This is a genomic window from Chromobacterium haemolyticum, assembly GCF_002081825.1.
GTDB classification, from domain to species: Bacteria; Pseudomonadota; Gammaproteobacteria; order Burkholderiales; family Chromobacteriaceae; genus Chromobacterium; species Chromobacterium fluminis.
In genome coordinates, this window is record NZ_MUKU01000013.1 from 86,929 (window position 1) to 98,716 (window position 11,788).

Consider the following 11,788-nt stretch of genomic DNA (forward strand, 5'->3'; position numbering starts at 1 on the left):
ACACGCGGCCGTGGCGATGCCAAAACCATAAAAAGGCTTTGCCTCGCGCCGCTCAGCGTTTGCGCGCGTAAATGAAGAACTCGCGGTTGCCATCGCCGCCGGTGATCGGGCTGTCAAACCACTTCAACAGTTCGAAACCCTGCTCCCGCACGGCTTCGCTGATCTTTTCCCGCACCCGCGGGTACAGGCTCTCGTCGCGTACGATGCCCCCCCTGGCCAAACCTTCGCGTCCCACCTCGAACTGCGGCTTCACCAGGCTGAGCAGATGGCCGCCGGGACGGATCAAGGGCAGCGCCGACGGCAGCACCAGGCTCAGAGAGATAAAGGACACGTCGCACACCATCAGGTCGAAGGGCCGCCCGTCATTGGCCTCCAACAAGGCGGCATGGTCCAGCGCCCTGGCGTTTACTCCCTCGAAATAGCGCACCCGCGGGTCCGTTCGCAGCCGCGAATGCAATTGATCGTGGCCCACGTCCACGCCCACCACCCTCCGCGCGCCTTGTTGCAGCAGGCAATCGCTGAAACCGCCGGTGGACTGGCCCACGTCCAAAGCCAGCGCGCCGCGCGGGTCCAGGCCGGACGACTCCAGCGCGCCCAGCATTTTCAGGCCGCCGCGCGACACGAAACGATCGGACGGGTCAGCGGCGATATCGAAACGGCTGCCCGGCGCGCATTTCTGGCTGGGCTTGCTCACTAGCGCGCCGTCGCAACTGACCCGCCCGGCGGCGATCAAGTTTTGCGCCGCCGTGCGCGAAGCCGCCAAGCCCAGTTCCACCAGCAACACGTCCACTCGCGTCATCACGCTCTCCCAACCATCGACAAAACCGCACAGGGTGGCAAGCACGCCGGCCGCTGTCAAGCCAAGACCATGATCTCACCGTGCGGAGGCCCCTCCAACCGCGCTAGAATCGCTACATGCCAATCCGGCCCGCCGCCGCCCCCGGCGTCGGCAGCCTCAAGCGGAGACATGGATGGATACACATCAACTGGAAGCGCATGAAGTGCGCGTGCTGGGCGCCCTGGTGGAAAAGCAGGCGCTGACCCCGGACGCCTACCCGATGACCTTGAACGGCCTGGCCTCGGCCTGCAATCAGCTGACCAGCCGCGAGCCGGTGATGCAACTGTCCGAAGCCGACATCAGCGCGGCGCTGGACAGCCTGATCGCCAAGAAACTGGCAAACGAGCGGCTGCCCGCCGGCAGCCGGGTGGCCAAGTACGAACACAGGCTCAATTACGAATGGAACATCGAAGGCGCGCGATTGGCGGCGCTGGCGCTATTGATGTTGCGCGGGCCGCAGACCGCGGCGGAGATTCGCACCCGCTCCGGCCGCATCTACGGTTTCAGCGGCGTGGAGGAGGTGGAGACCGCGCTCAACGCGCTGGCCGACAAATACCCGCCGCTGGTGCTGAAGCTAGAGCGTCAACCCGGCGAGCGCGAGGCGCGTTGGGCCCACCTGCTCAGCGGCGAACCGCCGTCTTTGCCGGCCGCCGGCGACAATGGCTGCGGCGTGATCGAGGTGGGCATAGCCGGCCGCGTCGCCGCGCTGGAAGCGGAAGTGGCCGCCCTCAAGACCCGGCTGCTGGAACTGGAAAACCTGCTCGCCAACGAATGATTCGCACGTGAATATTTGGCGGCGCGTCGAACTTGTTATTTAAAAAGCGGTCACTTCCCTTGTTGTCTAACTCACCCAAGAGAAGTGACCCCATGAAAACTCTGCAACTGGGCGCCGCCGCCGCTCTGCTTTCCCTGGCTGCCGCCGCCCACGCCGCCGATTACAGCTTCATCGCCGGCAAGGATTTCCAGCAATTCAGCCGCACCCCGCAAGGCCTGGGTCTGGGCCTTTCCATCGACTACCTGAACAGCGACCACAAGGGCAACGCCGGCGGCGCCGGCTTGGAGTTCGCCATTCCGCTAGGCCCGGTCACTCTGGCCGGCGGCGGCAAGCTGATGGGCCTGAACCCGGACAGCGGTTCCGGCACCGCCGCCTTGCTCGGCGGCCGCGCCAACATCCAGCTCGCGCCCAAGATCAGCCTCTACGGCCAGGCCTATTACGCCGGCGACAGCATGGCCAGCGGCAGCGTCAAGAACGTGAGCGATCTCGCCGCCGGCGTGCGCTGGAATCCGATCGGCCCGTTCACCGTGGAAGCCGGCTACCGCTACTTCGACATTGAGCGCAAGGACAACAACCGCAACCGCCGGCTGGCCGACGGCATGTACATCGGCGCCGGCTTCACCTTTTAAGCTCGGCCCGCCGCTACGAAAAACAGCCCCGCAATGCGGGGCTGTTGTTTGTCGCGGCTCACTCGGCGTGGCGCGCTTCGAACACCGCGTAAGTCTTGCACGCCGGCTCCAGCACCTGCCAGGTGCCGATGAAGCCCGCGGGGATCACGAAGTGATCGCCCTGCTTCAACTCCACGCTGTTCCCGGCCTCGTCGCTGACCTTCACTCGTCCTTGCAACAGCGTGCAGAACTCGTGTTCGCTGTAGCGCACTTTCCAGCAGCCCAGCCCGCCGCTCCAAATGCCAGCGTGGAACTGCCCGCTGGGATCTGAATAATGGTTGGCCACGCTTTGCCGGCATTCGCCGGCAATGCGGCGATCTTCCGCCGCCACAAACGATTCCAGCGCCACGTCGTGACGCTGGAACACAATGATATCGCTGGCCTGCTTCATCGCGCTGCTCTCCATTGCTGTTTGAAATTTTCAACACAATGCCATGAATCAGACAGAATATTCAACTCCCTAGCGGCCCAATCACCGCGCCGCCGGCCACATCGCCGCGCACAGCAGCGCCATGGCCATGGGCTGGTACAAGGTATACGGCTGATAAGCCGCGCCGAGCAAACCCAAACCGCCGGCGATCAGCAGGTAGTACATCAGGCCCAATACCGCGCCGGCCGTGCCCTGTACCTGGCGGTAATCCCGCAAGGCCCCGGCCAGCAGCGGCGGAATCGCGCAGCCGAAGGCCGCGGAAATCGCCAGTTGGCTGAGCAGCAGCACGCCAACGGCGACAGGCTGCCACAGACCCGGCCAGCCGCTGAGCAACTGGACCAGGGCCGCCATGCCGGCGGCCATCAAGGCCAGACGCGGCAAGCGCTCGCCGCCGCCGCGCGCCGCCAAGCGGCGGTTGACGGCGCCGCCGAACAAGCCGCCCGCCGCCACCAGCAGGCCGCTGAGGCCGAACAGCCAGGGTGGCATGCCCAGCAATTGCAGCGTAAACGGCGCCAGCGTGTAAAAGCCGAACAACAGCAGATTGAAGCCGGCCACCAGCCATACCGTGGCCAGCACCCGTGGATCGCGCGCCATCCTGGCCGCCACCGCGCCCAAGGCGGCCGGAGGCGGCAGATCCGCCGGCCGGGTCTCGCCGGCAAACAGACACGACAGCGTCAGCAACAGCAAGGCCAGCGCGCACAGCGCGGCGAATACGCCCTGATGACCGAAACCGGCCACCAGCAAAGCGCCCAGCGGCGGGCCCAAGGCCGGCGACAAGGACAGCACCGCGCTGACGGTGGCGAACACCGCCAGCAGCGCCGGTCCCTGGTAACGGTCGCGCAGCATGGTTTGCACCACCACCGAGCCGGCGCTGGCGCCGAAGGCCAGCAATAGCCTGGCCAGCAGCAGCACGGTGAAATCGCGGCTCAGCCAGGCCAAGCCCGCCCCGGCGCCGTAACACAGCAAGGCCGCCAGCAAGGCCGGCCGCCGGCCGCGCAGATCGGCCAGCCGGCCCCAGCACACCACGCCGAAGGCGAAAGCCAGAAAGTAGACGCTCATCGTCAACTGTGCCTGGCCGGCGCTGACATGGTAAGCCTGGGCGATCTCGGTCAAGGCCGGCGCGTAAATGGTTTCACTTAATTGCGGAAAACCCAGCAATAAAATCAGCAGCGCCAGCGGCGCCGCCCGGATCGCGGTTTTCATTTCGTCCTCCCTAAAACAATTGAGCACGGATTGTAGGAGGATGAAAGCCCGTCTATTATCGATGGATAGCCATAAAACATTGAGAATCGGACAAGATGCCGCGCTACCTGGCCATCACCGCTCCGGACCCGGATCAGCTCGCCGATCCCATCGTCGGCATGGCCATAGACGCGCCGGCGCCGCACGACTCCGGCCTGCATCGTCATCGCCGCGCGCAACTGATGTACGCGGTCAGCGGCGTGCTGCAGATCCGCATCGGCCACACCCGCTGCGTGCTGCCGCCGACGATGGCCGCCTGGATTCCCTCCGGGCTGTGGCACCAGGCCGAAACCGGCAAGCCTTTCGCCTATCGCAGCTTGTATTTCGACCCCGTAGTCTACCCCGCGCTGCCGCAACGGCCGCAGGTCATCGCCGTCGGCCCGCTGCTGCGCGAGTTGATCGTGCGGGTGGCGGAATGGCCGCTGACGCCGCTGGAGCCGGCGCGGCAGCGGCTGGTGGAGGTGTTGCTGGACGAGGCCGGCCGCGCGCCGGAGCAGGCGCTAAGCCTGCCCTTGCCGCAGGATAGGCGGCTGCTGCGCATTGCCGAGCAGCTACTGCAGCAGCCCGGCGACGAGGCCGCGCTGGAGCAGCTGGCCGCCCAGGCCGGCGCCAGCGCGCGCACCGTCAACCGGCTGTTCCAGCAACAGACCGGACTCAGCTTCAGCGCCTGGCGGCGGCAATTGAAAATGATGGAGGCCAGCCGGCTACTGGCCGAGGGGGAAAGCGTCAGCCGGGTGGCGGCGGAGCTGGGCTATGCGCAGGACAGCGCCTTCATCGCCATGTTCCGCCGCCACGCCGGGCTCACGCCCGGCCAGCTCAAACGCTCAGTCTGAGCAGCGCTTCACGCTCCGCGGGCGGCTCACCACCACAGATGAAAACGCTGCTTGGGCGATAGATACATCTTGTCGCCCGGCTTGACGCCGAAGGCCTGATAGAAGGGCTCCATATTGCTGGCGGTGCCGATCGGCCGCCACAGGTCCGGGGTGTGCGGGTCCGACACCAGCTGCTTGAGCGTGGCTTCATCGCGGCTCTTGCTGCGCCAGGATTGGGCGAAGGCGATGAAGAAACGCTGGTCGCCGCTCATGCCGTCCAACACCAGCGCGTCCTTGCCGCCCAGCGCCAGACGATAGGCCTTGTACGCCACTTCCAGGCCGGCGTTGTCGGCGATGTTCTCGCCCAGCGTCAGCTCGCCGTTGACATGATGGCCGGGCACAGGCTGATAGCGGTCGTACTGCTTGACCAGCTTGCGCGTGGCCGCCTTGAAGCGCGCCTTGTCGCTGGCGGTCCACCAGTTGCGCATATTGCCGTCGCCGTCGAACTGGCTGCCCTGATCGTCGAAGCCATGGCTGATCTCATGGCCTATGGTGGCACCTATGCTGCCGTAGTTGACCGCCGGATCAAAGCCGGGGTCGAAATACGGCGCTTGCAGAATCGCGGCCGGGAACACGATCTCGTTATTGGCCGGGTTGTAATAGGCGTTCACCGTCTGCGGCGTCATGCTCCATTCCTTGCGGTCCACCGGCTGGCCCAGCTTGCCGCTCATATAGCGGTAGTTGAATACTGCGATGCGCCGCACATTGCCGGCCAGATCGTCCGGCGACAGTTGCAGGCCGCTGTAATCGCGCCACTTGTCCGGATAGCCTATTTTCAGCGTGTACTTGGATAGTTTGATATGAGCCTGGCGCTTGGTGGCGGCGCTCATCCAGTCCAGGGTGTCGATGGACTGGTCGTAGGCCTGCAACAGATTGCGCACCAGTTCGTCGGCCTGGCGCTTGGCCTCCGGCGTGAAGTAGCTCGCCACATAAAGCTTGCCCAGCGCCTCGCCCAGACCGTTTTCCACCATGGCGACGCCGCGTTTCCAGCGCGGCCGGTTCTGTTTGCGGCCTTCCAGCGTCTTGCCGTAGAAATCGAAATGAGCGTCGACGAAGGCCGGCGTCAGGCTGGGCGCATAGGCGTCCAGCGTGCGCGCCAGCAGATAATTACGCAGCGTGGCCGCCGGCGTGTCCCGCAATAGCGGCGCCAGCTTGGCCAGATAGCTGGGCTGGTCCAGGTTCAGGTGCTCGGCCGCGCCCAGGCCGGCATCGCTCAGCAAGGCCGGCCAATCGTAGCCAGGCTGCCGGCGAGCCAGCTCGGCCAGGCTCAGCTTGTTGTAGGTTTTCTGGATGTCGCGGTTCTCGACATTGGTCCACTGGATTTTCGCCAACCGGGTCTCGAAGGCCAGCACGTCGCGGGCGCGGCTTTGCGGCTGGTCCAGCTCCGCCAGCGTGAACAGGCGCGTCAGATAGGCCAGATAGGCTTGGCGCGCGGCGGCGAAGTCGGCGGACTTGCCCAGGTAGTAGTCCTGGTCCATCGCCAGACCGGACTGGCCGACACCGGCCAGGTAGGCGGCGGAATTCTTGGAGTCCTGGCTCACGTAGAAGCGGAACGGCGTGTCCACCGGCTGATCCTGCAAGCGGCCCATATAGCGCACCGCCTCCGCCGCCGAGCCCAGGCCGGTCACCGCCCGCAGCGATTCGCGCAGCGGCTCCAGCCCGCGCCGGGCAATGGTGTCCTCATCCATGAAGCTGCGGTACAAGGCGGCGATCTGCCTCGCCTCCGCGCCGCCGTCCGTACGCTGGCCGGCCTGTTCGATCAACTGGCACAGCCGTTCCAGATTGCGGTCCACCAAGGTTTCCGCCACGCCCGCCGAGGAGCGCTCGGCCGGAATCACCGTGTTCTGGATCCAGCGGCCATTGGCGTGCAGCGACAGATTGTCCTGCACCCGCACCGCCGGATCGATGCCGTTCAAATCAATGCCGTAGCGGCCGTAGTCCAATCCGCTATCCGCCCAAGCGCCGGCCGCGCACAGCCAGGCCGCCAAGGGCAGCAATCTGTTCATCTTCATCTTTTCCCCTTTGCTTTTATCGTGTTGCGTCGCGACGGACCCTCCAACTTATCAAGGGTAAAACTCGGCCCGCAGCCTCTCCGCATACGCCACCAGATTGGGCCGCGCCGACACTAGCGCCCGCGACGGCGTTTCTCCCATGGCGTCGGTCAGCGCGCCGCTGACGAAGGCGTAAACGCTGGCGTCAATCCAAGTGGCGGCGTCGCCCATGAAATAACGCCGCTCGCCCAACAAGGCTGACAACGCCTCCACGTCCGCTTCCAGCAGCCGCAAGCGTTCCGCCTCGCTGAAACGCCCCATGCCCTGCCCCCACAGATTGGCGCGCACTTTACGCCGCACCAGCGCCACCACCAATCCGCGCAGCAAGGCCGGCACGCCCTTGAAGAACACACTGGGGCCGCGCTCGAAATGCGCGTCCACCATCCAGCGCTCATGCACGATGCCCCAGTAGAAATGCTCTCCCAGCATGCAATCCACGCTCCAGGCCAGCGCTTTCTGCTCAGCGTTCAAACCGGCGTCCAGCGTGATGCCGTGCTTGTCCGCCAAGTGCAGGCGGATCAACGTCGAGTCCGGCACCATCTGGCCATCGTCGTCGATGCAGGGCAGTTTGCCCTTGGGGGCCTTGCGCATATCGCCGCGCACGCGGCGGTACGGCAGGCCGGACAGCTTAAGCAGCAGATCCGCCTTCACCACAAAGGGGCTGGGATCCATCAGGCCCATGGCCGGGCCGAACTGGTACAGGGTGATCATCAAGCGCCTCCCACGGACAACATGACATTGAACTGAGGCAGACTAGCACGCCGCCGGGAAAACGCGCGATAGGGCGGCGTGAAAAGAGGAAAGGAAAGGAGTTAATCCGCCGCGCACCGGCACAGCCAGTCCATCACCGCCCGCACCCGCGGAGACGGCGATTGCTCCGCGCGCACCAGATAATACGCCTGAGGTCCCAGCGGCTCGAACGGCCCCAGCGGCAGCATCAGTTCGCCGCGCTCCACCCGCTCTTGAACCAGGCGCCGCCGGCCCAGCGCCACCCCGGCGTGATGCGCGGCCGCCTGGGCGCACAAATCGGAACGGTCAAAACTCATGCCGCGCGACGGCAACGCCACGCCCCGGCGGCGTGCCCACTCGCGCCATTCAGCATCGTGAGCCGCCCGCTCCCAGGCCTGGGCGTCGTGCAGCAGCAAACAATCGGCCAAGGCCGCCGGATTGCCGTGCAGGCCATACCGGTCCGCGTACTCCGGGCTGCATACCGGCGCCACTTGCTCGTCCATCAGGCGCTGCGCGTCCAGACCGGGAAACTCGCCTGCCGAGTAATACAACGCCAGGTCGATGTTCCAGGTGCGAAAATCCACCATCTCGTTGCCGCTGCGGATATCCAGCGCGATGCGCGGATGGCGCTCGGCGAAATCCGCCAGCCTCGGCGCCAGCCAGCATTGCGCCAGTGAGGGCCGCGCGTACAGCGCCACCGCGCCGGCCGGCTCTGCCTCGTCTCTCGGATTCAAAGCCGCCTCCAGTTGCGCCTGGCCGGCCAGCCAGGCCTGGTAGATGCGCTCGCCGTCCTCGCTCAAACGCAGGCTGCGGGTCAGCCGCAGGAACAAGCGGGTGCCCAGCGCCCGTTCCAGCCTGGCGATGCGATGACTGACCGCGCTGGCGCTCAGGCACAACTCGTCGGCGGCGCGGGCGAAACTCAGATGCCGCGCCGCCGCCGCGAAAGTGTGCAGATTGGACCATTGCGCGCCGTCCAGCCGGACGCCGGCGCGCGGAGGGAGGTTCAGCATATCGCCAGTATCGTTCACGTCGTCAGCCGTCGCCGGCCCTCCGCCAGATAGGCGTCCATTTCCGCCGGCGGCACCATGCCGCCGCCTGTGCCCCACACCAGATGCGCAGCGCGCGCCAGCCGTGCCGGACTCAAGCCCATCCGCTGACGGTAACCCTGGGACTCGCCCAGCACCCGCAGCGGCCCCGGCATGCCGGCCAGCGCCGACGGCTCCAGCCGCAGCCCCTGCTCGCGCTCCAGCATGGCCAGCAAGCGGTAGAGCTCGCCATCGTCCACCGTGTAATAGCCGTCTATCAGCCGCTGCATTGCGCGCCCGACGAAGCCGGATGGGCGGCCCACCGCCAAGCCGTCGGCGGCGGTCAGATTGTCGATGCCGAAGTCCTGCACCGCCGCTTCATCATGCAGTCCGGTGTAGACGCCCAGCAGCATGCAGGGCGCGTGGGTGGGTTCGGCGAACAGGCAATGCACGGCGTCGCCGAAAACCAGCTTGAGGCCGAAGGCGACCCCGCCCGGCCCGCCGCCCACACCGCAGGGCAGATACACCAGCAGCGGGTGTTCGGCATCCACTCGTACGCCCTGCTCCGCCAATTGGCCGCGCAGGCGCTCCGCCGCCACCGCGTAGCCTAGGAACAGGTTCTTCGAATTCTCGTCGTCGACAAAATGGCAGCGCGGATCGGACGCCGCCTGCTTGCGGCCTTCGGCCACCGCCACGCTGTAATCGGACGGATACTCGACCACCTCGACCCCATGGCTGCGCAGCAAGTCCTTCTTCCACTGTCGCGCGTCCGCCGACATATGCACGCTGGCCTGGAAGCCCAGCTTGGCGCTGATGATGCCGATGGACAGGCCCAGGTTGCCGGTGGAGCCCACCGCCACCCGGTAGCCGCCGAAGAAGGCCCGCGCCTCGGCGCTGTCCAGCCCGGCGTAGTCCTCCTCCTCCCGCAGCAGGCCGTGGCTCAGCGCCAGGGCCTCCGCATGCTTCAACACCTCGTAGATGCCGCCGCGCGCCTTGATGGAGCCGGAAATGGGCAGCAGATTGTCCGCCTTCAGCCACAGGCTGCCGCCGTCCACCCGCCCGGCCTCGGCCCATAGCACCGCGCGCATCGCCGGCAACGGCAGCAGCGGCGATTCGATGATGCCGCCGCTGGCGGCAGCGTCCGGGAACACCCTCGCCAGATAGGGCGCGAAGCGACGCAAGCGCGCGTCCGCGTCCGCGACATCGGCCCGGCTCAGGCCCACGTCGGCCAGCGCTTCCGCCGACGACGCCAGCGCGGGGTTGAACCAAGCCAAGGGCTGCAAGGCCATCAAGGGCGTCAATAAGGGGTGGCTGGCCTGCCAGTCGGCCACGGTCTTGCCGGCAATCGTCGCTTGCATCGCGCGCTCCACGAAATCGAAGACCCGATTAAACCGCGCCGCGCCGCCGCTGGCAAAAGACGATTGCGCAAGCGACGGCTGACGCTGGATCAGCCATATGAACTCGCGAACTTGCCAGACACCGGGGCGCATCGCCTATGATGTGCGGATTATCCGCCGTCAGGAGTCGCCGTGCTCGCCAAGATCACCCGCCTGTTCCCGCTTTGGGCTTTGCTGCTGTCCGCCGTCGCTTACCAGCGGCCGGCGGCGTTCACCCCGCTACTGCCGCATACCGGGCTGCTGCTGGCGGTGATCATGTTCGCGATGGGGTTGACGCTGACGCTGGACGATTTCAAACGGGTGCTGAGCCGGCCGGCGCCGGTGCTGGCCGGCCTGGGCGCTGGCGCGGCTGTTCCAGATGCCGACTGAACTGGCCATCGGCATGATTCTGGTGGGCAGCGTCGCCAGCGGCACCGCGTCCAATGTGATCATCTATCTATCGCGCGGCGACGTGGCGCTATCGGTCACCATCTCCTCGCTGTCCACGCTGGTCGGGGTAGTGGCCACGCCTCTGCTGACCCGGCTGTACGTGGACGCGGCGATCAAGGTGGAAGTGGCGGCGATGCTGCTGAGCATTCTGCAGATCGTCATCCTGCCGATAGGCCTGGGCCTGCTGGCCCATCGTTTCTTCGCGCCTCAAGTCCGCCGGCTGGAGCCGCTGCTGCCGCTATTGTCCATGCTGGCCATCGTCGCGCTGATCGCCGCCATCGTCGCCGGCAGCAAGAACCATATCGCCGCGGTGGGCGGGCTGACCATTCTGGCGGTGATGCTGCACAACGCCATCGGGCTCTTGGGCGGGTATTGGGGAGGACGTTTGCTGGGCTTCGACGAATCGGTGTGCCGCACGCTGGCGATTGAGGTGGGCATGCAGAACTCCGGCCTGGCCGCCCAGTTGGGCAAGGCCTACTTCAGCCCGCTGGCGGCCTTGCCCGGCGCGCTGTTCTCGGTCTGGCACAATATTTCCGGCTCGCTGCTGGCCGGCTATTGGCGGGACAAGCCCGCCGAGCGGACGCCGGCCGGTGCGGAACAACACGGGTAACGACACATGAGACTGCGAGCGACATCGCGCCGGATCAGCTTTCCACCCGCCAATGCCCGCTCTTGCCGCCCTCTTTCTCCAACAAGCGCACGCCGTCGATGACCATGCCGCGGTCCACCGCCTTGCACATATCGTAAATGGTCAGCAGACCAACGTTGGCGGCGGTCAGCGCCTCCATTTCCACCCCGGTCTGGCCGCTGCATTCCGCGGTGACTTCGATGCGCACCGCGTTGTCGGCCTCCAGCAGTTCGAAGTCCACTGCCACGCGGGTCAGCGCGATCGGGTGGCAGAGCGGGATCAGGTCCGCGGCCTTCTTGGACGCCATGATGGCGGCGATGCGGGCGATGCCGAGCACATCGCCTTTTTTATGGCCGCCGCCTTTCACCAGCGCGAAGGTGGCGGGCAGCATGCGGATATGGCCTTCGGCCACCGCGCGGCGGCGAGTGTGCGCCTTGGCGCCGACGTCGACCATATGGGCCTGGCCGCCGGCATCGAAATGTGTCAATTCGGACATGGGTTCATCACTCCTCCGGCCCGCTTAGGACAGCAGCCGGTAAATCAGCCAGAAGGCGCTGACCAGCACCACTAGGCCGCCGCTCCAGCGGGCGATTCGGCCAAGGTAGTGCAGGTAGAGCGGATTGCGGGTCAATAGATAACAGACGCCTGCCCAACCCAGCAGCAGGATGGTGACGAGCAGCCACAAGCGCCAGAAGCCGAACACC

12 protein-coding genes and 1 pseudogene are annotated in these 11,788 nt (G+C 66.2%); 4 read left to right on the plus strand and 9 right to left on the minus strand.

The genetic code is table 11. The features are described 5' to 3' along the window. Positions 1–52: 52 nt before the first annotated feature. A complete protein-coding gene (locus B0T39_RS12185; RefSeq protein WP_254894545.1) occupies positions 53–844 on the minus strand; it encodes a TlyA family RNA methyltransferase in 792 nt (263 codons plus the stop codon). A gap of 127 nt (positions 845–971) precedes the next feature. Here B0T39_RS12185 and B0T39_RS12190 point away from each other — a divergent pair, with 127 nt between their 5' ends. Then, entirely contained in the window at positions 972–1,613 is a 642-nt protein-coding gene (locus tag B0T39_RS12190) for a YceH family protein (RefSeq protein WP_081546939.1), read from the plus strand. Between the two features lie 92 nt (positions 1,614–1,705). Beyond that, positions 1,706–2,242, plus strand: coding sequence for a YfaZ family outer membrane protein (locus tag B0T39_RS12195; RefSeq protein WP_081546941.1), 537 nt, complete (start codon positions 1,706–1,708; stop codon positions 2,240–2,242). A gap of 58 nt (positions 2,243–2,300) precedes the next feature. On the opposite strand, the gene B0T39_RS12200 is transcribed toward B0T39_RS12195, so the two are convergent. Both B0T39_RS12200 and B0T39_RS12205 read right to left on the minus strand, forming a co-directional pair. Continuing rightward, complete coding sequence (locus B0T39_RS12200; RefSeq protein ID WP_081547013.1) at positions 2,301–2,672, minus strand: cupin domain-containing protein; 372 nt, start codon at positions 2,670–2,672, stop codon at positions 2,301–2,303. A gap of 81 nt (positions 2,673–2,753) precedes the next feature. Next, positions 2,754–3,914, minus strand: a complete 1,161-nt coding sequence (locus tag B0T39_RS12205) for an MFS transporter (RefSeq protein WP_081546943.1) — start codon at positions 3,912–3,914, stop codon at positions 2,754–2,756. Between the two features lie 95 nt (positions 3,915–4,009). Here B0T39_RS12205 and B0T39_RS12210 point away from each other — a divergent pair, with 95 nt between their 5' ends. Beyond that, a complete protein-coding gene (locus B0T39_RS12210) occupies positions 4,010–4,786 on the plus strand; it encodes an AraC family transcriptional regulator (protein ID WP_081546945.1) in 777 nt (258 codons plus the stop codon). A 26-nt stretch (positions 4,787–4,812) separates the two neighbouring features. On the opposite strand, the gene B0T39_RS12215 is transcribed toward B0T39_RS12210, so the two are convergent. The 4 genes from B0T39_RS12215 to dsdA form a co-directional block, all read right to left on the minus strand. Beyond that, positions 4,813–6,837 (minus strand): M13 family metallopeptidase, encoded by a 2,025-nt coding sequence (locus B0T39_RS12215; protein WP_254894546.1) that lies wholly within the window; start codon positions 6,835–6,837, stop codon positions 4,813–4,815. A 51-nt stretch (positions 6,838–6,888) separates the two neighbouring features. Further along, positions 6,889–7,587, minus strand: a complete 699-nt coding sequence (locus B0T39_RS12220) for a glutathione S-transferase family protein (RefSeq protein ID WP_081546947.1) — start codon at positions 7,585–7,587, stop codon at positions 6,889–6,891. Positions 7,588–7,688: 101 nt separating this feature from the next. Beyond that, complete coding sequence (dsdC, locus tag B0T39_RS12225) at positions 7,689–8,615, minus strand: DNA-binding transcriptional regulator DsdC (protein WP_081546949.1); 927 nt, start codon at positions 8,613–8,615, stop codon at positions 7,689–7,691. Between the two features lie 14 nt (positions 8,616–8,629). Next, positions 8,630–9,988, minus strand: coding sequence for a D-serine ammonia-lyase (dsdA, locus tag B0T39_RS12230; protein ID WP_081547017.1), 1,359 nt, complete (start codon positions 9,986–9,988; stop codon positions 8,630–8,632). Positions 9,989–10,159: 171 nt separating this feature from the next. On the opposite strand from dsdA, the pseudogene panS reads away from it, so the two are divergent. Next, a pseudogene (gene panS, locus B0T39_RS12235) lies at positions 10,160–11,066 on the plus strand (ketopantoate/pantoate/pantothenate transporter PanS). Between the two features lie 34 nt (positions 11,067–11,100). On the opposite strand, the gene moaC reads toward panS, so the two are convergent. Together moaC and B0T39_RS12245 are read right to left on the minus strand one after the other, a co-directional pair. Next, positions 11,101–11,580, minus strand: coding sequence for a cyclic pyranopterin monophosphate synthase MoaC (gene moaC, locus B0T39_RS12240; protein WP_019102329.1), 480 nt, complete (start codon positions 11,578–11,580; stop codon positions 11,101–11,103). A gap of 24 nt (positions 11,581–11,604) precedes the next feature. Beyond that, entirely contained in the window at positions 11,605–11,787 is a 183-nt protein-coding gene (locus B0T39_RS12245) for a hypothetical protein (protein WP_081546951.1), read from the minus strand. Between the last annotated feature and the right edge of the window lies 1 nt (position 11,788).

Excerpts from the sequence above, each read along its gene's own strand:
- B0T39_RS12190 (WP_081546939.1), top strand. The coding sequence starts at position 972 with ATGGATACACATCAACTGGAAGCGCATGAAGTGCGCGTGCTGGGCGCC.
- B0T39_RS12195 (WP_081546941.1), top strand. The coding sequence starts at position 1,706 with ATGAAAACTCTGCAACTGGGCGCCGCCGCCGCTCTGCTTTCCCTGGCT.
- B0T39_RS12200 (WP_081547013.1), bottom strand. The coding sequence starts at position 2,672 with ATGAAGCAGGCCAGCGATATCATTGTGTTCCAGCGTCACGACGTGGCG.
- B0T39_RS12205 (WP_081546943.1), bottom strand. The coding sequence starts at position 3,914 with ATGAAAACCGCGATCCGGGCGGCGCCGCTGGCGCTGCTGATTTTATTG.
- B0T39_RS12210 (WP_081546945.1), top strand. The coding sequence starts at position 4,010 with ATGCCGCGCTACCTGGCCATCACCGCTCCGGACCCGGATCAGCTCGCC.
- B0T39_RS12215 (WP_254894546.1), bottom strand. The coding sequence starts at position 6,837 with ATGAAGATGAACAGATTGCTGCCCTTGGCGGCCTGGCTGTGCGCGGCC.
- B0T39_RS12220 (WP_081546947.1), bottom strand. The coding sequence starts at position 7,587 with ATGATCACCCTGTACCAGTTCGGCCCGGCCATGGGCCTGATGGATCCC.
- dsdC (WP_081546949.1), bottom strand. The coding sequence starts at position 8,615 with ATGCTGAACCTCCCTCCGCGCGCCGGCGTCCGGCTGGACGGCGCGCAA.
- dsdA (WP_081547017.1), bottom strand. The coding sequence starts at position 9,988 with ATGCAAGCGACGATTGCCGGCAAGACCGTGGCCGACTGGCAGGCCAGC.
- moaC (WP_019102329.1), bottom strand. The coding sequence starts at position 11,580 with ATGTCCGAATTGACACATTTCGATGCCGGCGGCCAGGCCCATATGGTC.